This is a genomic window from Stenotrophomonas sp. 59 (assembly GCF_030291095.1).
In the GTDB taxonomy this organism is placed as follows: domain Bacteria; phylum Pseudomonadota; class Gammaproteobacteria; order Xanthomonadales; family Xanthomonadaceae; genus Stenotrophomonas; species Stenotrophomonas maltophilia_Q.
On sequence record NZ_CP127408.1, the window covers coordinates 2,885,406 to 2,905,440 of the forward strand.

A 20,035-nucleotide genomic window follows, 5' to 3' on the forward strand; every position below is an offset into this window, starting at 1 on the left:
CCAGCATGTTCACCCCGCGCGCCTTCGCCGAGACCGACCTGCTCTGGCTGGATCGCCTGCTGGCGCGTGACCCGTTCGTCACCGTGCTCACCGTCGGCAATGACGGCCTGCCCGAGCTGACCCGGATGCCGGTGCTGTACCAGCGTGACGGGCAACAGATCGAGCTGCGCGGCCACTGGGCCCGCGCCAACCCGCAGTCGCGCCACAGCGGCGCGGCCAAGGTGCTGGTCGACGGCCCGCATGGCTACGTCTCGGCCAGCTGGTATCCGGACAAGGAGCCTGCCGCGCGGGTACCCACCTGGAACTACGCCGCCGCCGAACTGCGTGGCCAGCTGCAGACCTTCGACGACACCGATTCGCTGGCTGGACTGGTCGGCGCGATCAGCGACCGCTTCGAGGCCAGCGTCGGCCAGGCCTGGCAGTTCGATGCCACGCGCGCCGAGCATGGCCCCGAGCTGCGCGCCATCGTCGGCTTCCGTTTCCAGGTCGAACACGTGCAGCTGAAGCTGAAACTCAGCCAGAACCATCCCGACGCCAACCAGCAGGCGGTGATCGCCGCGCTGGACGCACTGGCCACCCCTTCTTCCCACGAGCTTGCGCAGTGGATGCGCTGGCACCGTGAGCAGGCCGCTACCGGCGGCTGATCACCTCAGATTCCCGCGACGACGCGACCGGATCGGCCGCGCCTTGCCCCCACCCGACGCCAGGGATACCGCACATGAAAGACATCCACCGCCTGCTGCAGAACAACCGCGACTGGGCCGACCGCATCGCCCAGGAAGATCCGGAGTTCTTCCACCAGCTGGCCAAGCAGCAGCATCCGGAGTACCTGTGGATCGGCTGCTCCGACTCGCGCGTGCCCGCCAACCAGATCATCGGCATGGCGCCGGGCGAAGTCTTCGTGCATCGCAACGTCGCCAACGTGGTGGCACACAGCGACCTGAACTGCCTGAGCGTGGTGCAGTACGCGGTGGACCAGCTGAAGGTGAAGCACATCCTGATCGTCGGCCACTACGGCTGCGGCGGCGTGCACGCCTGCCTGCACAACACCCGCGTCGGCCTGGCCGACAACTGGCTGCGCCATGTCGGTGACGTGGTGCAGAAGCACCAGGGCATCCTCGATGCGATCGAGGATGACGAGCTGAAGCACGCGCGCCTGTGCGAACTGAACGTGATCGAGCAGGTCGCCAACCTGTGCCGTTCGACCATCGTCGAGGACGCCTGGGCGCGTGGCCAGAAGCTGATGGTGCACGGCTGGGTCTACAGCCTGAAGAACGGCCGGGTCAGCGAAATGGGCATCGATGTCGGTGCACCGGAAGAGCTGAAGCCTGCCTATGAAAAGGCGCTGTCCTATGTGCCCCGCCAGGGCCGGCGCGACTGACCTCACTACGGACCACGACCATGCTCGCCTCGCCGATCAACCTGCACGCCTGGATCGAAGAACACCGCCACCTGCTGAAGCCGCCGGTGGGCAACAAGATGATCGACAACGGCGACTTCATCGTGATGGTGGTGGGCGGGCCGAACTCGCGCACCGACTACCACTACGACGAAGGCCCGGAATGGTTCTACCAGCTCGAGGGCGAGATGGTGCTGAAGGTGCAGGAGGACGGCGCGGTGCGCGACATCCCGATCCGTGCCGGCGAGATCTTCCTGCTGCCGGCCAGGGTGCCGCACTCGCCGCGGCGCCCGCCCGGCGGGGTCGGCCTGGTGGTCGAACGCAAGCGCCTGCCGCACGAGATGGACGGCGTGATCTGGCACTGCGAGCGCTGCAACCACAAGCTGCACGAAGAGTTCTTCCCGTTGCAGAACATCGAAACCGATCTACCCAAGGTGTTCGCGCGCTATCACGCCAGCCTGGAGCTGCGTACCTGCAGCGAGTGCGGGCACGTGGACCCGTTGCCGGTGCCGGCGGCGGGTTGAAAGGCCGGTGGGCATGGCGATTGCTGATACCTCCGCCGGGCATGGCCCGGCGCTACTGATGCGCGTGATCCCCAGGTAGCGCCGGGCCATGCCCGGCGAGCGCGCCGCGCGGCATCACGCCGGCCCCAAGCGCTACACTGGCAGCCCCGTTGCAGCCTGTTGCCCGACCATGTCCGACCTGCTCAGCCGCACCCACGCCATTGCCCTGGACGCCGCCGATCCGCTGCGCCCGCTGCGTAACGAATTCCTGATTCCGCACCATGGCGGTGGCGAGCAGACCTACTTCGTCGGCAACTCGCTGGGCCTGCAGCCGCGCGGCGCACAGGCCGCGGTGCAGGAAGTGATGAAGCAGTGGGGCGAGCTGGCGGTGGAAGGCCACTTCACCGGCCCGACGCAGTGGCTGTCCTACCACCGCCTGGTGAGTGCGCAGCTGGCCCGCGTGGTCGGTGCACTGCCCAGCGAAGTGGTGGCGATGAATACGCTGAGCGTGAACCTGCACCTGATGATGGTCAGCTTCTACCGGCCGACCGCGCAGCGCCCGGTGATCCTGATGGAAGCCGGTGCGTTCCCGACCGACCGCCACGCGGTGGAAGCGCAGATCCGTTTCCATGGGTTCGATCCGGCCGAGTGCCTGGTGGAAGTGCAGCCGGACGAAGCCAACGGAACGATCTCGCTCACTGCCATCGAGCGCGCCATCGCCGAACACGGCCCGCGCCTGGCGCTGGTGCTGTGGCCTGGCGTGCAGTACCGCACCGGCCAGGCCTTCGACCTTGATGCCATCACCCGTGCTGCCCGCCTGCAGGGCGCGCGCATCGGCTTCGACCTGGCGCACTCGGTGGGCAACCTGCCGCTGCGCCTGCATGACATCGCACCCGACTTCGCAGTGTGGTGCCACTACAAATACCTCAACAGCGGCCCGGGTGCGGTGGCCGGCGCGTTCGTGCACGAGCGCCATCACCGCGACACCACGCTGCCGCGCTTTGCCGGCTGGTGGGGCCATGAGGAATCCACCCGCTTCCAGATGGCACCGCAGTTCACCCCCGCCATCGGTGCCGAAGGCTGGCAGCTCAGCAATCCGCCGATCCTCGGCCTGGCGCCGCTGCGCGCTTCGCTGGACCTGTTCGAGCGCGCCGGCATGGAGGCGCTGCGCAGCAAGTCGCTGGCGTTGACCGGCATGCTCGAAGCGCTTGTACGTGCACGCCTGTCCGGCGTGCTCGACATCATCACCCCGGCCGAGCCGCAGCGCCGTGGCTGCCAGCTGTCATTGCGCGTGATCGGTGGCCGCGAGCGCGGCCGTGCGCTGTTCGAGCACCTGCGCAGCATCGGCGTGCTCGGCGACTGGCGCGAGCCGGACGTGATCCGCATTTCGCCCACCCCGCTCTACAACCGCTACCTGGACGTGCACCATTTCGTCGAGGAAGTGGAAGCCTGGGCCGGCCTCTGAGCCGGCCCCTCCCCTACTGCTGGACAGTTCGTTGATCGCACACGCTTCCCGCTCGTTGAGCATTATCGGTGCCGGCCTCGCCGGGTCACTGCTGGCCATCCTGCTGTCACGCCAGGGCTGGCGCATCACCCTGTACGAACGCCGCGGCGATCCGCGCGTGGCCGACTACGAGAGCGGCCGCTCGATCAACCTGGCGCTGGCCGAACGTGGGCGCAACGCGCTGCGCCAGGCCGGTGTGGAAGACGAGGTCATGGCGCGCGCAGTGATGATGCGCGGACGCATGGTGCATCCGCGCGAAGGCGAACCGCAGCTGCAGCGCTATGGCCGCGACGACAGCGAGGTGATCTGGTCGATCCATCGCAGCGACCTGAACACCACGCTGCTGGAACTGGCCGAACAGGCTGGCGCGACCGTGCACTTCCACCGCCGCCTGCACACCGTCGATTTCGATGCCGGCTACGCACGCTTCATCGATGACCGCGACGACAGCCCGCACGACATCCGCTTCGACACCCTGATCGGCGCCGATGGTGCAGGCTCGGCGCTGCGCGCGGCGATGAACCGGCGGGCGCCGCTGGGCGAGGACATCGCGTTCCTCGACCACTCCTACAAGGAGCTGGAAATTCCGCCGGCCGTCGATGGCAGCTTCCGCATCGAACGCAACGCGCTGCATATCTGGCCGCGCGGCCACTACATGTGCATCGCCCTGCCCAACCACGAAGGCACCTTCACCGTCACCCTGTTCCTGCCCAACCAGGGCGATCCCAGCTTTGCCACCGTCAACACGGGCGTACAGGCCGAAGCGTTGTTCGCGCGCGAGTTCGCCGACACCCTGCCGCTGATCCCGAACCTGCGCGCGGACTGGGAACAGCACCCGCCCGGCCTGCTCGGCACGCTGACGCTCGATCGCTGGCACCAGCAGGGCCGCGCGGTCCTGATCGGCGACGCCGCACATGCGATGGTGCCGTTCCACGGGCAAGGCATGAACTGTGCGTTCGAGGATTGCGTGGCTTTGGCCCGCCACCTGATGGAAGCGGACGACCTGGAAGGCGCATTCGCCGCATTCGAGGCCGAGCGCAAGCCGAACGCACGCGCGATCCAGCAGATGGCACTGGAGAACTACCTGGAAATGCGCGACCGCGTGGCCGATCCCGCCTTCCTGCTGCAGCGTGAACTGGAACAGGAACTGCAGCGGCGCTGGCCGACCCGCTTCGTGCCGCACTACACGATGGTCACCTTCCTGCACACGCCGTACGCGGAGGCCCTGCGCCGCACCGAGCTTCAGCGCGACATGCTGGTGGCGGCCACGGCCGGCCACGATTCACTGGACAACATCGACTGGGCCGCACTGGAAGCGCAGATCCATGCGCAGCTGCCGGTCCTGGAGGGCGCGCACTGATGGCTGACAGCTTCCTGTTCTACGACCTGGAAACCTTCGGCCAGGACCCGCGGCGCACGCGCATCTCGCAGTACGCCGCGATCCGTACCGACGCCGATCTGAACGAGATCGACACCCCGGTCAGCTTCTTCGTGCGCCCGGCCGACGATCTGCTGCCCTCGCCGATGGCCACCCTGGTCACCGGCATCACCCCGCAGCAGGCCCTGGCCGAGGGCATCAGCGAGGCCGAAGCCTTCGACCGCATCAACGAGCAGCTGTCGCGTCCCGGCACCTGCGCACTGGGCTACAACACGCTGCGCTTCGACGACGAGTTCGTCCGCTACGGCCTGTTCCGCAACTTCCATGACCCGTACGAGCGCGAGTGGCGCAACGGCAATTCGCGCTGGGACCTGCTGGACATGCTGCGGCTGATGCGCGCGATGCGTCCGGACGGCATCCAGTGGCCGCTGCGCGAGGACGGTGCCACCTCGTTCAAGCTCGAGCACCTGGCCGAAGCCAACAACGTGCGCGAGGGTGATGCGCACGAAGCGCTGTCCGACGTGCGCGCCACGATCGGCATGGCACGGCTGTTCAAGCAGTCACAGCCGCGCCTGTGGGACTACGCTCTGAAGCTGCGCGACAAGCGTTTCGTCGGCAGCCTGCTGGATGTAACCGCGATGAAGCCGGTGCTGCACATTTCCATGCGCTACCCGGCCAGCCGCCTGTGCGCGGCGCCGGTGCTGCCGCTGGCCGTGCACCCGACGATCAGCAACCGGGTGATCGTGTTCGACCTGGACGGCGACATCGACGACCTGCTGGCACTGCCGGCCGACGTGATCGCACAGCGCCTGTACATGCGCGCCAGCGAGCTGCCCGAGGGCGTTGCACGGGTGCCGCTGAAGGAGGTGCACCTCAACAAGGTGCCGGCGCTGATCGCCTGGAACCACCTGCGTGCCGACGACCACGAGCGCCTGGGCCTGGACGTGGCGGCCATCGAAGCCAAGATCGAGCGCCTGCGCGAATTCGCCCCGCAGTTGGCCGAGAAGGCGCGCCAGGTCTACAACCAGCCGCGCGTGGCCACCGTGGCTGATGTCGATGCATCGCTGTACGACGGATTCCTGGGCAACGGTGACAAGCCGCTGCTGGCCCTGGCCCGTACCACCGCGCCGGATCAGCTGGCCGCGCTGGAAGGGCGCTTCCGTGACCCGCGCCTGCCCGAGCTGCTGTTCCGCTACCGTGCGCGCAACCATCCCGGCAGCCTCGCGCCGGCTGAACGCCAGCGCTGGCAGGATTACCGCCGCCAGCGCCTGCTCGGAGACGGGGGCCTGGGCGAACTCAACCTGCCCCAGTACCAGCAGCAGCTGGATGCACTGGCCGCCGAAGCGCCCGATGACACCCGGCGCCAGGCCCTGCTGCAGTCGTTGCGTGATTGGGGCCAGCACCTGCAGGAGACGCTGTGAGCACTTATTTCTCGGACGCCAGCTTCAAGTTCCTGCGCAGCCTTGCGCGGCACAACGACAAGGCCTGGTTCAACGATCACCGCCAGCAGTACGAAGACCACGTGCGGCAGCCGTTCCTGCGCCTGCTGGGCGACCTGCAGCCGGCGCTGGCCGAGGTCAGCGAGCACTTCCGCGCCGATACCCGCGGCGTCGGTGGCTCGCTGTTCCGCATCCATCGTGACGCGCGTTTCTCCAACGACAAGTCGCCGTACAAGACCTGGCAGGGTGCACGCCTGTTCCATGAGCGCCGCCGCGAAGTAGCCGCGCCCTCGTTCTACGTGCACCTGCAGCCGGGCGAGAGCTTCGTCGGCGCTGGCCTGTGGCATCCAGAACCCGAGACGCAGCGCCGCGTGCGCCACTTCATCCTCGACAACCCGGGCAGCTGGAAGGCCGCCGCGCATGCCCCGGCGCTGCGCAAGCGCTTCGACTTCGAGGAGAGCGAGAAGCTGGTGCGCCCGCCACGTGGCTTCCCGGCCGACTTCGAGTTCATTGACGACCTCAAGCACCGCAACTGGGTGATGTGGCGCTCGCTGGACGATGCCACCATGACCGGCCCGCGCCTGCTGTCCACGCTGGGCAAGGACCTGGCTGGGCTCGGCCCGTTCGTCGACTACCTGTGCGCGGCGCTGGACCTGGAGTTCTGAGCCGCATCACCTGCCGTTCACCACTGGCTGCCTCACTTGCGGCAGTCTGGACAGCATGAAGAAGCTCACTGCACTGGCTGTGCTGCTGGTCCTGGCCTTGGCTGCGTGGTGGTTCGGCGGCCCCTACATGACCGTGCACGGCCTGTCCAAGGCCATCGAAGAACGTGACACGGCGCGACTGGAACGCTACGTCGATTTCCCGCGCGTGCGCAGCAGCCTGCGCGCGCAGCTCAATGACTATCTGGTGCGCCAGGCCGGCCCGGATGTAGCGGCCAGCCCGTTCGGCGCCCTGCTCTACGGCCTGGGCGACCAGCTCGGCGGTGCAGCGGTGGAGACCATGGTGACCCCGACCGGCATCGGCGCGATGCTGCAGGGCCATGTGCTGTGGAAGCGCGGCCGCAATGAACTGCAGGGCGGCGATGCCTTCGGCGCGACCGAACCGGCGCGTCCTTTGAAGAACGCCGAGCATCACTTTGAAGCGCTGGACCGCTTCGTGATCGACGTCGATCGCGGCCCCGGCCAGCCGCCGTTGAAGGTGGTGCTGGAACCGCAGGGCCTGCGCTGGAAGGTGGTGGATCTGCAGTTGGGGATGTCGGCCACACCGTGACCGATTGCCGTGGCGCCCACCGGGCATGGCCCGGCGCTACCACCGACGGCCCCATCCGGTAGCGCCGGGCCATGCCCGGCGACGATCAACCTTCGTTGGCGACGCCATGCGGCACATGGCCGGCGGCCACGTGTTCGCGCGCACTGTCGATGTTGTGCTGCGAATCGTCGAAGAAGATGTCGGCCCCGAAGGCCTGCAGGAAGGGGCCCTTGTGGCGCCCACCAAGGAACAGCGCTTCGTCCAGGCGCACGCCCCATTCGCGCAGGGTGCGGATCACCCGCTCGTGCGCCGGCGCCGAGCGCGCGGTCACCAATGCGGTGCGGATCGGCGCGCTTTCGCCGGCCGGGAAGACTTCCTGCAGCGTATGCAGGGCCGACAGGAAACCGCGGAACGGCCCACCGCTGAGCGGCTCGCGGGCGCGTTCGCGCTCGTGCCGGCCAAACGCCTCCACACCCTGCTCGCGCGAGATGCGCTCGCTCTCGTCACCGAAGATCACCGCATCACCGTCGAAGGCGATGCGCAGCTGCCCGGCCGGACGGCCGGTATCGATCTGGTCGGCCGCAGCGGCTGCAGTCTCGCCAGGCGGCTTGGGCAGGATGGTGGCCGCAGCAATGCCATGGCGCAGCGCGCTGCGCACCGACTCCGGGTTGGCCGACAGGAACAGGTCGGTGCCGAACGGTTTCACGTACGGCCAGGTCGGCTCGCCGGCGGTGAACGTGGCGCGGATGATGCCCAGGCCGTAGTGCTGGATCGAATTGAAGATGCGCAGGCCGGTATCGGCCGAGTTGCGCGACAGCAGGATCACCTCGACCCGCGGGTTCTCCGGGCTGGCGCCCTGGTTCAGCGCCAGCAGCTTGCGTACCACCGGGAAGGCCACGCCGGGGCCGAGGATGTCGTCCTCGTGCTGGCGCTGGAATTCGGCGTACGCCGCCACGCCATCGCTCTCGAACAGCGCGTGGCTTTCCTCGAGGTCGAACAGGGCGCGCGAGGTCACCGCGACGGTCAGCAAACGGGGGGAGTTGTCGCCCATCGGTGGGGGTCCTTCAAGCGGTCGGCACGGCCGGCCGCCCATTGTCCTCAAAAAACGAACTGTTCGCTCAGTATCCGGTCTTCCAGGTTGTGCTCCGGGTCGAACAGCAGGGTCACCCGGCGGTCCTTCGACTCCCGGATGGTCACCTCGACCACATCGCGGGTCTCGTGCGAATCGGCGGTCACGCTGACCGGACGCTTGTACGGGTCCAGCACACGGAAGCGTACTTCGGTGTCGGCCTTGAGGATGGCCCCGCGCCAGCGCCTTGGCCGGTAAGGCGCCAACGGCGTCAGCGCGATGGTGTGCGAACCCAGCGGCAGCACCGGGCCATGCGCGGAATAGTTGTAGGCGGTGCTGCCGGCCGGGGTGGCCACCAGTACGCCGTCACCGATCAGTTCGGCCACGCGCTCCTGGCCGTTCAGGTCGATGCCGATATGCGCGGCCTGCCGGGTCTGGCGCAGCAGCGAAACATCGTTGTAGGCCAGCGAACCGGTACTGGTGCCGGACTCGGTCAGCGCCACCATTTCCAGCGGGCGCAGATGGGCCGGCTCGGCGCGGGCGATGCGGGCATGCACGTCTTCGTCGCCACGGTACTGGTTCATCAGGAAACCGACCGTGCCCAGCTTCATGCCGAACACCGGCTTGCCCAGGTGCCCATGCCGATGCAGGGTCTGCAGCATGAAGCCATCGCCGCCCAGCGGGCACAGCACGTCGGCCTGCTCGGGCGCGAAGTCGCCATAGCGCGAGACCATGGCCGCGCGGGCCATCTGCGCGGGCCCGGTGCTGCTGGCCAGGAAAGCGATGCGGGGGGTGTCGCTCATCGGTGGATCCGGGGGGAACTGGTCAAGAGCATAACCGAGCACCGCTGCGCTCGCCGGGCATGGCCCGGCGCTACCCTCGCCCGGTGCGTCGGTAGCGCCGGGCCATGCCCGGCGAACGTGCCCAGAAACAGAACGGCCCCGCTTTCGCGGGGCCGTTCCGGTTCATGCATGCCAGGCGTGGCCCGGCACTACATCACTTACGCGCCGTGTGCCGCCAGCTGGCCCAGGCGCTGCACCGCGACCGAGACGGTCGGGTAGTCCAGGGTCTTCTGCTCGGCCAGCTCGGCCAGCATCGCCAGGGTGAAGCGCAGGCTGTTGTCGTCACGGCCCATCCAGGCTGCGACCTTGGCCTCCGCGCTGCTGCCCTTGGTGCCCAGCACCTGACCGGCCAGGTTGCGGTGGTTGGCCGCCAGTTCGTCACGCAGCACGCCACGTGCCACGGCATGCCAACGACCGTTGACCTCCAGCGCGTCGACCTGCTCGAACAGCCACGGCAGCTGCAGGGCATCGCCCAGGCGGAAGTGGACCTTGGACACGTCCACCGGCTTCAGCTTGCGGGTGCGGGCCAGTTCGATGATGTCGAACGCCGGCTCCAGGAAGTGCAGTTCGGCCAGCTGCTGCGCCAGCGCGGACGGCAGGCCCTTTTCCTTCCACTCGGCCACCAGGGCTTCGTAGGTCGGACGCTGCGAATCCGGCAGCACGCCCGAGGCGACGCGGATGTCGTTGAACGGGCCCTGGTAGCGGTTGACCGCTTCGGTGATGCCCGGCATCGCACCCGGGCGCGACAGCAGCCAGCGCACGAACGAACGCTGCAGCTTCCAGATCACTTCCAGTGCGTCGATCTGCACCGACTCCGGCACCTTGCCGTCGAGCGCATCGATCTGCGCCCACAGCGCGCGTGCATCCAGCGTTTCGCGGCTGATGGTGTAGGCCTTGGCGACCTCGGCGATGGAACGGCCGGTGTCTTCCTGCATACGCATCAGGAAGGTGGCGCCCATGCGGTTGATGGTCTGGTTGGTCACGGCCGTGGCGATGATTTCGCGCTTCAGGCGGTGACGCTCCATCGCGTCGGCGTACTTCTTCTGCAGCGGGGTCGGGAAGTAGCGCTGCAGTTCCTTGGACAGGTACGGATCTTCCGGGATGTCCGAATCCAGCAGCTGGGCAAACGCCACCAGCTTGGAGTAGGACAGCAGCACCGACAGTTCCGGACGGGTCAGGCCCTGGCCGCGTGCCTTGCGCTGGGACAGCTCGGCGTCGGACGGCAGGAACTCGATCTGACGATCGAGCAGGCCCTGCTGTTCCAGGGTACGGATGAAGTGCTGCTTGGAACCCAGGCGCTTGACCGCCATCCGCTCCATCAGGCTCAGCGCCTGGTTCTGGCGGTAGTTGTCGTTGAGCACCAGCTCGGCGACTTCATCGGTCATCGAGGCCAGCAGCTTGTTGCGCTGCTCGACGGTCAGCTTCTTGGCCCGCACCACATCGTTGAGCAGGATCTTGATGTTGACTTCATGGTCGGAGGTGTCCACACCGGCCGAGTTGTCGATGAAGTCGGTGTTGAGCAGCACACCTGCCTGGGCAGCTTCGATGCGGCCCAGCTGGGTCATGCCCAGGTTGCCGCCCTCGCCCACCACCTTGCAGCGCAGCTCGCCACCGTTCACGCGCAGCGCGTTGTTGGCGCGGTCGCCGACATCGCTGTGCTGCTCGCTGGCAGCCTTGACGTAGGTACCGATGCCGCCGTTCCACAGCAGGTCGACCGGTGCCTTCAGGATCGCGCTCATCAGATCGTTCGGCGACAGCGCCTTGACGTTGTCGTCCAGGCCCAGCGCTTCACGCACCTGCGGGGTGATCTCGATCGACTTCAGGCTGCGCGGGTAGATGCCACCGCCCTTGCTGATCAGCTTGGCGTCGTAGTCCGCCCAGCTCGAACGCGGCACGGTGAACAGCCGCTCACGTTCGACGAACGTGGTGGCCGCATCCGGGTTCGGGTCCAGGAAGATGTGGCGGTGGTCGAACGCAGCCACCAGGCGGATGTGGCGCGACAACAGCATGCCGTTGCCGAACACGTCGCCGGACATGTCGCCGACGCCGACCGCGGTGAAGTCCTGGGTCTGGCTGTCACGGCCCAGCGCACGGAAGTGACGCTTGACCGACTCCCACGCACCGCGTGCGGTGATGCCCATGCCCTTGTGGTCGTAACCCACCGAACCGCCGGAGGCGAACGCATCGCCCATCCAGAAGCCGTGCGCGATGGCCAGGCCGTTGGCGATGTCGGAGAAGGTCGCGGTGCCCTTGTCGGCGGCCACCACCAGGTACGGATCGTCCATGTCGTGGCGCACGACATCCACCGGCGGCACGATCTTGTTGTTGACGATGTTGTCGGTGATGTCCAGCAGGCCCTGGATGAACAGCTTGTAGCAGGCCACGCCGTTGGCGAAGACTGCATCGCGATCGCCGTTCACCGGCGGCATCTTGGCGAAGAAGCCACCCTTCGCGCCGACCGGCACGATGACGGTGTTCTTGACCATCTGCGCCTTGACCAGGCCGAGCACTTCGGTACGGAAGTCTTCACGACGATCCGACCAGCGCAGGCCGCCACGGGCCACGGCACCGAAACGCAGGTGGGTACCTTCCACGCGCGGGCCGTAGACGAAGATTTCGCGGTACGGGCGCGGCTTCGGCAGGTCCGGCACCAGCGCCGAATCGAACTTGAAGCTGATGACATGGCCGTGCTGGCCGTTGGCATCGGTCTGGTAGTAGCTGGTACGCAGGGTCGCGTCGATCACGCCCATGAACGAACGCAGGATGCGGTCCTCGTCCAGGCTGGACACGCGGTCCATCAGCTTCAGCAGCGCATCGCGCGCGGCCTGCATCTGCGCGTCGCGGTCACCCTTGCGGGCGTCGACCACGGTCTTGAGCACCTTCAGGGTGGCGTCGTCGCCGGCAGCCAGCACATCGAGGTGGGCCTTCAGCTGGGCCTGGCCGGCAGCGATGTCGTCCTTGCTTTCATGGCCGGTGGCCGGATCGAAGCGGGCCTCGAACAGTTCGACCAGCAGGCGGGCCAGCAGCGGGTAGCGCGCGAAGGTGCCTTCCACGTAGGCCTGCGAGAACGGCACGCCGGTCTGCAGCAGGTACTTGCAGTAACCGCGCAGCATGGCGACCTGGCGCCAGTGCAGGCCAGCGGCCAGCACCAGGCGGTTGAAGCCGTCGTTCTCGGCATCGCCGTGCCAGACGCGGGCGAAGGTTTCGCCGAAGGCTTCATCGACGCTGGCGGCATCGATCGCACCGGCAGTCGATTCGACCTCGAAGTCCTGCACGTACACCGGCGCGTTGTCGACCGACAGGCGGTACGGACGCTCGGCGATCACGCGCAGGCCCATGTTTTCCATCATCGGCAGCGCATCCGACAGCGGAATGTCGTCCAGCTGGCGGTACAGCTTCAGGCGCAGGCCATCACCGCTTTCACGCGGCACGGCCTGCAGGCTCAGGCGCAGGTCGTCCGGGCCGGTCAGCGCGTCCAGCTGGCTGACATCGTTGGCGGCAACGGCGGTGCTGTTGTCTTCGATGTAACCAGCCGGCAGCGCCTTGCCGATGCGGGCAGCAATGCGCAGGCCTTCGGTCTCGCCGTGGCGGGACACCAGCGCTTCGCGCAGGTCGTCCTGCCAGTTGCGCAGCACCTGGGCCAGCTTCTGCTCCAGTTCGGCGGTATCGACGTCGAGCATTTCACCCGGCTTCGGGCGCACGATCAAGTGCACCTGGGCCAGCGGCGATTCGCCCAGCACCACCGAGCTGTCCACGTACTCACCGTGCAGCGCTTCCTTCAGCATCGCTTCGATGCGCAGGCGCACGTCGGTGTTGAAGCGCTCGCGCGGCAGGTAGACCAGCGCGGAAATGAAACGGCTGTACTTGTCACGGCGCAGGAACAGGCGGCTGCGCACGCGCTCCTGCAGGCCCAGCACGCCCATCGCGGTGCGGAACAGTTCGTCCTCGCTGGACTGGAACAGCTCTTCGCGCGGCAGGGTTTCCAGGATGTGGCGCAGGGCCTTGCCACTGTGGCTGGCCGGGGCCAGGCCCGACTGCTTCATCACGTGCTCGTGGCGCTGGCGCACCAACGGGATTTCCCACGGGCGGCGGTTGTAGGCGCTGGAGGTGAACAGGCCGAGGAAGCGCTGCTCGCCGGTGATCTTGCCCTTGGCGTCGAATTCCAGCACGCCGATGTAGTCCATGTAGCCGGCGCGGTGCACGCGCGAACGGGCATTGGTCTTGGTCAGGATCAGCGCGTCCTTCAGGCCGGACGTGGCGTTCAGGCCCTGCGCGGCCAGGGTCTTGACCGGACGGGCGGCGGACTTGTCCTTGCCGCGCATCAGGCCCAGGCCGGTGTCGTTCAGCGGCGCCAGCACGTCTTCCTTGCCCTGCTTCTCGACGCGGTACTCGCGGTAGCCGAAGAAGGTGAAGTGGTTGTCGGCGGCCCAGCGCAGGAATTCCTGTGCTTCCTTGCGCGAGGCATCGTCGACCGGCAGCTGGCGCTTGCCCAGGTCGTCGGCCAGCGCCAGCGCCTTGTCCTTCATCGGCTGCCAGTCGCGCACGATCGCGCGCACTTCGTCCAGCGCCTTGTTGATGGCCTGTTCGATGGCGGCCATGGCTTCGGCCGGCTGGCGGTCGATCTCCAGCAGCATCACCGACTCGGCATCACCCTCGCCGACCTTGACCAGCTTGCCGGCCTTGTCGCGGGTGAAGCGCAGCACCGGGTGGCCCAGCACGTGGACGCCCACGCCCTGTTCGGCCAGCGACATGGTGACGGTATCGACGAGGAACGGCATGTCGTCGTTGACGATCTGCAGCACCGTGTGCGGCGATTCCCAACCATTGGCCTTCGCGGTCGGATTGAACACGCGGACGTTGGCCTTGCCGGCCTTGCGGGCACGGGCGAATTCCAGCGTCTCAGCCGCGAGAGCGGCCCACTCTTCAGCGCTGTGGTGCGGGAACTCGTCCGACTCCATGCGCTTGTAGAAGTCAGTGGCGAACGCCACTGCTTCGGCCTGTGCGGCCGCGGGGTAGCGCTTGCGCAATGCCGTGTACACCGGCTCCAGGGAGAAACCAGCGGTCACTGCGACCTCCGACTCTGCTGGTTTGGTCTTGTTTTTCACGGTCTTGGCTGCGGTTTTTTGCGGTTTCATGGCAGAGCGATGCGCTTGCTCAGTTGGGAAAATGAAATTGTAGCCCTACCGCACGAAAAGGCCTTGCTGCAGGACGGAATAAGCAGATTCGGGTTTGCTGCGGTTTAGACGCCTATTCAGTTCGCACCGGTATGGTGCTGGCACCTGTTTCAGCACTGCCGACAGGATCGGCAAAACGTGTTACCGGAAGACACACGCGGCGACGCCGATGCGATTCCACAATCCTGAACTGGACGGTATAGTCCACCGCGTGAACCCGGCCTACCTCCCCGTTGCCCTCGATGCACGCGATGAGCGTGTGTTCGACGCCGTACGCGAACTGCTGGCCCAGCAGGGCATGCAGATGAGCATGGAGGCGGTGGCCCAGCACGCCGGCTGCTCCAAGCAGACCCTGTACTCGCGCTATGGCAGCAAGCAGGATCTGTTGCGCCGGGTGATGCAGCGCCATGTCGGCCACGCCACCGGCGCCATGGTCCGTGCACTCCGCACTGACGACCTGCGTGCCAGCCTGCTCCAGTTCGCCACCGACTTCCTGGAGCATTTCAACCAACCGCACGTAGGACAGGCCTGCCGGCTGATCGCTGCCGACGCGGCCCAGTTTCCCGATGAGGCGCGTACGCTGTACCGGCATGGGGCCGGCGCGCTGACGCTTCATCTTGCTGAATGGATTGAAACCGTTTGCATGCGTGGCCAGCTCCGGCATGACGACCCGCACTTCATGGCCGAACTGCTGCTGAGCATGATCGCCGGTCAGGATTTCGACAAACAGCGCTTCCATACCCCCCATCGTGATGACGCGCTGCTGCGTCGGCGCTGGGCAGAGTTCTCCGTCGACAGCTTCCTGCGCGCATTCGCGCCACAGCCGTTGCCGGCCCCGCCTACAAACCAACCCCGGAGTTCCTCCTGATGACCGCCCCACTCCGCACCCTTGCCTTGACGTGCGCCGTTGCTGTCGCGCTGGCTGCCTGCAAGAAGCCGGAACAGCAGATGCCCCCGCCGCCGGAGGTGGGCGTGATCGACGCCAAGCCGCAGACCCTGCCGCTGCAGCGCGAGCTGGTCGGCCGCCTGTCGCCGTTCCGCAGCGCCGACGTGCGCGCGCGCGTGCCGGGCGTGCTGCTCAAGCGCGTCTACCAGGAAGGCTCGCAGGTGAAGCAGGGCCAGACCCTGTTCCTGATCGACCCGGCGCCGCTGCGCGCCTCGCTCAACGCCTCCGAAGCTCAGCTGGCCTCGGCCCGCGCCACCTACGCCAATGCCAAGGTGGCCGCTGATCGTGCCCGCTCCCTGGCGCCGCAGCAGTTCGTCTCCAAGTCCGACCTGGACAACGCTGAATCGGCCGAACGCACCGCGCTGGCTGCGGTCAAGCAGGCCGAGGCAACGGTAACTTCCTCGCGGATCAACCTGGGCTACACCGAAGTGACCGCACCGATCAGCGGCGTGGCCAACAAGCAGCAGGTCACCGAAGGCGCGCTGGTCGGCCAGGGCGATGTGACCCTGCTGACCACCGTCGACCAGCTCGACCCGCTGTACGTGAACTTCTCGCTGAGCGTGGACGAACTGAGCCAGCTGCGCGCGCAGCAGGCCAAGGGCGCGCTGGCGCTGTCCGGCGATGGCAAGGCCACGGTCAGCGTCAAGCTGGCCGATGGCAGCACCTACAGCGAGCCGGGCACCCTGGACTTCTCCTCGACCACGGTCGACCCGGCCACCGGCGCGGTGTCGCTTCGTGCGCTGCTGCCAAACCCACAGCAGATCCTGCTGCCGGGAGCCTTCGTCAGCTTCCAGGCCAACCTGGGCGAGCGCAACAACGCCTTCCTGGTGCCGCAGCAGGCGCTGCTGCGTGACACCACCGGCGGCTACGTGATGGTGGTCGGCGCCGATGGCAAGGTGGTGCGCAAGAACGTCAAGACCGACGGCGCGCAGAACGGCAACTGGCTGGTCAGCGACGGCCTGGCCGCCGGTGACAAGGTGATCGTGGCCGGTGTGCAGAAGGTCAAGGAAGGTGCACCGGCGGTCGCCAAGCCGTGGACCCCGGGGCAGGACGCCAACGGCAAGCCCGCCGCGGGCGGCGCCGCGCCGGCAGGTGCAGCACCGGCCGCAGGCAAGGCACCGGCCGACGCGGCCAAGCCCGCCCAGGCCGATGCGGCCAAGCCGGCCGCCACCGATTCGAACAAGCAGTAACGGGAACCTTCCGTCATGCCTAAATTTTTCATCGAACATCCAGTCTTCGCCTGGGTGGTTGCGATCCTGATCTCGCTCAGCGGCGTGATCGCGATCCTCAACCTGGGCGTGGAGTCCTATCCCAACATCGCCCCGCCACAGGTGACCGTCTCGGCCACCTACCCGGGCGCCAGTGCGGACACCACTGAAAAATCGGTCACCCAGGTGATCGAGCAGCAGCTGACCGGTATCGATCACCTGCTGTACTTCAGTTCCTCGTCCGCCTCCAACGGCCGTGCGCAGATCACCCTGACCTTCGAGACCGGTACCGATCCGGACATCGCCCAGGTGCAGGTGCAGAACAAGGTCTCGCTGGCCACGCCCCGACTGCCATCGGAAGTGACCCAGCAGGGCGTGGTCGTGGCCAAGGCCAACGCCGGCTTCCTGATGGTGATCGCGCTGCAGTCCGATACGCCAGCCATCAACCGTGACGCCCTGAACGACATCGTCGGTTCGCGCGTGCTCGACCAGGTCTCGCGCATCCCCGGCGTCGGCAGCACCCAGCAGTTCGGTTCCGAGTACGCCATGAACATCTGGCTCAACCCGGAAAAGATGCAGGGCTACGGCCTGTCGGCCAGCCAGGTGCTGGCGGCGGTGCGTGCGCAGAACGTGCAGTTCGCCGCCGGTGCGCTGGGTTCGGACCCGTCGCCGGAGGGCCAGCACTTCACCGCCACGGTCTCGGCCGAAGGCCGCTTCAGCTCGCCGCAGGAGTTCGAGAACATCATCCTGCGCGCAAACGCTGACGGCTCGCGCGTGCTGCTGAAGGACATCGCCCGCGTTGCCTTCGGTGCCAACAACTACGGCTTCGATACCCAGTACAACGGCAAGCCGACCGGTGCCTTCGCCATCCAGCTGCTGCCGGGCGCCAACGCCCTGAACGTGGCCGATGCGGTGCGCGCCAAGATGGACGAACTGCAGCCGAGCTTCCCGGCCGGCGTCACCTGGTTCTCGCCGTACGACAGCACCACCTTCGTCAAGATCTCGATCCAGGAAGTGGTCAAGACACTGTTTGAAGCAGTGTTCCTGGTGTTCCTGGTGATGCTGATCTTCCTGCAGAACTTCCGCGCCACCCTGATCCCGACCCTGGTCATCCCGGTGGCCCTGCTCGGTACCTTCCTGGGCATGTGGATGATCGGCTTCACGATCAACCAGCTGACCCTGTTCGCGATGGTGCTGGCAATCGGCATCGTGGTCGATGACGCGATCGTGGTGATCGAGAACGTCGAACGCATCATGACCGAGGAAGGCCTGGCGCCGAAGCCGGCCACGCAGAAGGCGATGACCCAGATCACCGGCGCGGTGGTGGCGATCACCGTCGTGCTGGCCGCGGTGTTCATTCCGTCCGCCCTGCAGGGCGGCGCGGCAGGTGAGATCTACAAGCAATTCGCGCTGACCATCGCCATTTCGATGGCATTCTCGGCGTTCCTGGCGCTGGGCTTCACCCCGGCGCTGTGCGCGACCTTCCTGAAGCCGACGCACAACGACAACCCGAACATCGTCTACCGCACCTTCAACAAGTACTACGACAAGATCAGCCACACCTATGTGGGCCACATCACCTCGGCGGTGCGCCATGCGCCGCGCTGGATGATCCTGTTCGTGGTGCTGACCGCACTGTGCGGCTTCCTGTTCACCCGCATGCCGGGCAGCTTCCTGCCGGAAGAAGACCAGGGCTATGCGCTGGCGATCGTGCAGCTGCCGCCGGGCTCGACCAAGGGCCAGACCAACGAAGTGTTCGCGCAGATGCGTGGCATCCTGGAAAAGCAGGATGGCTATGAAGGCATGCTGCAGGTCGCCGGTTTCAGCTTCGTCGGTTCCGGCGAGAACGTGGGCATGGGCTTCATCCGCCTGAAGCCGTGGGAGGAACGCAAGTTCACCGCGCCGGAGTTCATCCAGAACATGAACGGCGCGTTCTACGGCATCAAGGAAGCGCAGATCTTCGTGGTCAACCTGCCCACCGTGCAGGGCCTTGGCCAGTTCGGTGGTTTCGACATGTGGCTGCAGGACCGTAGCGGTGCCGGTTACGAGCAGCTGACCCAGGCCCGCAACATCCTGCTCGGCCAGGCAGCGCAGAAGCCGGACCACCTGGTCGGCGTGCGTCCGAACGGCCTGGAAAACGCGCCGCAGCTGCAGCTGCACGTGGACCGCGTGCAGGCGCAGTCGATGGGCATGTCGGTGTCGGACGTGTACAGCACCATCCAGCTGATGCTGGCCCCGGTGTACGTGAACGACTTCTTCTACGAAGGCCGCATCAAGCGCGTCACCATGCAGGCCGATGGCCCCTACCGCACCGGCCAGGAGTCGCTGAAGAGCTTCTACAGCCCGTCCAGCCTGACCACCAATGCCGACGGCACCAACGCGATGATCCCGCTCAACACGGTGGTCAAGTCCGAATGGGTATCCGCACCGCCGTCGCTGAGCCGCTACAACGGTTACTCGGCGATCAACATCGTCGGTTCGCAGGCGCCGGGCACCAGCTCGGGTGAAGCGATGCAGACCATGGAAGGCATCGTCAACGACGACCTGCCGGCCGGCTTCGGCTACGACTGGTCCGGCATGTCCTACCAGGAAATCCTGGCCGGCAACGCCGCGACCCTGCTGCTGGTGCTGTCGATCGTGGTGGTGTTCCTGTGCCTGGCCGCGCTGTATGAAAGCTGGTCGATCCCGGTGGCGGTGCTGCTGGTGGTGCCGCTGGGCGTGCTGGGTGCACTCGGCCTGTCGATGCTGCGTGGCCTGCCCAACGATCTGTTCTTCAAGATCGGCCTGATCACCGTGATCGGCCTGGCGGCGAAGAACGCGATCCTGATCGTGGAGTTCGCGGTGGAGCAGCGTGCAGCCGGCAAGAACCTGCGCGATGCCACCATCGAGGCGGCCCGCCTGCGTTTCCGCCCGATCCTGATGACCTCGTTTGCGTTCATCATGGGCGTGATCCCGATGGCGATCTCCACCGGCGCCGGCGCCAACTCCCGCCACGCCATCGGTACCGGCGTGATCGGCGGCATGCTGTTCGCCACCCTGCTCGGCCTGCTGATGATCCCGGTGTTCTTCGTGGTCGTGCGCCGCATGCTGGGCGACAAGCTGGATGAACCGTCCAAGGAGTTCATGGAACGCCAGCGTGACGCGGATGCTGCACACCGTCCGGATCGTTGATCTGGTGGTGGGCTGAAACGAGAAAGGCCCCGGAGCGATCCGGGGCCTTTTTTCTTGCCGCTTTTGAATCCATGCCAACCAAGGTTGGCATCTACCAGAGCAAGAGCATGCCCGGTAGCCGCCAACCTTGGTTGGCGCTCTCCAGGGAAAC

At 66.7% G+C, this 20,035-nt stretch carries 14 protein-coding genes; 11 read left to right on the forward strand and 3 right to left on the reverse strand.

Annotated features, from left to right (window positions below):
• The first annotated feature begins 5 nt into the window (after window positions 1-5).
• From QP552_RS13460 to QP552_RS13495, 8 genes are all read left to right on the forward strand, one after another.
• The gene (locus tag QP552_RS13460) at window positions 6-644 is read left to right on the forward strand and encodes an FMN-binding negative transcriptional regulator (protein WP_111113367.1); all 639 of its coding nucleotides are present in this window, start codon (window positions 6-8) and stop codon (window positions 642-644) included.
• A gap of 74 nt (window positions 645-718) precedes the next feature.
• Entirely contained in the window at window positions 719-1,381 is a 663-nt protein-coding gene (can, locus tag QP552_RS13465) for a carbonate dehydratase (RefSeq protein ID WP_106550249.1), read from the forward strand.
• A gap of 20 nt (window positions 1,382-1,401) precedes the next feature.
• Entirely contained in the window at window positions 1,402-1,923 is a 522-nt protein-coding gene (locus QP552_RS13470; RefSeq protein ID WP_106550250.1) for a 3-hydroxyanthranilate 3,4-dioxygenase, read from the forward strand.
• Between the two features lie 169 nt (window positions 1,924-2,092).
• The gene (gene kynU / locus QP552_RS13475) at window positions 2,093-3,367 is read left to right on the forward strand and encodes a kynureninase (RefSeq protein ID WP_286073858.1); all 1,275 of its coding nucleotides are present in this window, start codon (window positions 2,093-2,095) and stop codon (window positions 3,365-3,367) included.
• Window positions 3,368-3,398: 31 nt separating this feature from the next.
• Entirely contained in the window at window positions 3,399-4,766 is a 1,368-nt protein-coding gene (locus QP552_RS13480; protein ID WP_106550252.1) for an NAD(P)/FAD-dependent oxidoreductase, read from the forward strand.
• On the forward strand, window positions 4,766-6,205 hold the full coding sequence (gene sbcB / locus QP552_RS13485; protein ID WP_111113365.1) for an exodeoxyribonuclease I: 1,440 nt from the start codon (window positions 4,766-4,768) through the stop codon (window positions 6,203-6,205). Before QP552_RS13480 ends, sbcB begins: the two co-directional genes overlap by 1 nt.
• A complete protein-coding gene (locus QP552_RS13490; protein WP_005410240.1) occupies window positions 6,202-6,888 on the forward strand; it encodes a DUF2461 domain-containing protein in 687 nt (228 codons plus the stop codon). Before sbcB ends, QP552_RS13490 begins: the two co-directional genes overlap by 4 nt.
• Before the next feature lie 55 nt (window positions 6,889-6,943).
• Complete coding sequence (locus tag QP552_RS13495; RefSeq protein WP_286073859.1) at window positions 6,944-7,495, forward strand: DUF2939 domain-containing protein; 552 nt, start codon at window positions 6,944-6,946, stop codon at window positions 7,493-7,495.
• A gap of 85 nt (window positions 7,496-7,580) precedes the next feature.
• Here the strand turns inward: QP552_RS13495 and QP552_RS13500 are convergent, their stop codons facing one another.
• From QP552_RS13500 to QP552_RS13510, 3 genes are all read right to left on the reverse strand, one after another.
• Window positions 7,581-8,525: a 5'-nucleotidase gene (locus QP552_RS13500; protein ID WP_005410242.1), complete on the reverse strand. Its 945-nt coding sequence runs from the start codon at window positions 8,523-8,525 to the stop codon at window positions 7,581-7,583.
• 47 nt (window positions 8,526-8,572) lie between these two features.
• Window positions 8,573-9,346 (reverse strand): NAD kinase, encoded by a 774-nt coding sequence (locus QP552_RS13505; RefSeq protein ID WP_286073860.1) that lies wholly within the window; start codon window positions 9,344-9,346, stop codon window positions 8,573-8,575.
• Between the two features lie 197 nt (window positions 9,347-9,543).
• Window positions 9,544-14,520, reverse strand: a complete 4,977-nt coding sequence (locus tag QP552_RS13510) for an NAD-glutamate dehydrogenase domain-containing protein (protein WP_286073861.1) — start codon at window positions 14,518-14,520, stop codon at window positions 9,544-9,546.
• Between the two features lie 250 nt (window positions 14,521-14,770).
• Between QP552_RS13510 and QP552_RS13515 the strand changes: the two genes are divergently transcribed.
• From QP552_RS13515 to QP552_RS13525, 3 genes are read left to right on the forward strand one after another with little or no spacing between them, the layout of a single operon-like run.
• Complete coding sequence (locus QP552_RS13515; protein ID WP_111113361.1) at window positions 14,771-15,427, forward strand: TetR/AcrR family transcriptional regulator; 657 nt, start codon at window positions 14,771-14,773, stop codon at window positions 15,425-15,427.
• Window positions 15,427-16,695 carry an efflux RND transporter periplasmic adaptor subunit gene (locus QP552_RS13520; RefSeq protein ID WP_111113360.1) on the forward strand — a complete coding sequence of 423 codons (1,269 nt, stop codon included), beginning with the start codon at window positions 15,427-15,429 and terminating at the stop codon, window positions 16,693-16,695. Before QP552_RS13515 ends, QP552_RS13520 begins: the two co-directional genes overlap by 1 nt.
• Window positions 16,696-16,710: 15 nt before the next feature.
• A complete protein-coding gene (locus QP552_RS13525) occupies window positions 16,711-19,884 on the forward strand; it encodes a multidrug efflux RND transporter permease subunit (protein WP_049428353.1) in 3,174 nt (1,057 codons plus the stop codon).
• Window positions 19,885-20,035: the final 151 nt, after the last annotated feature.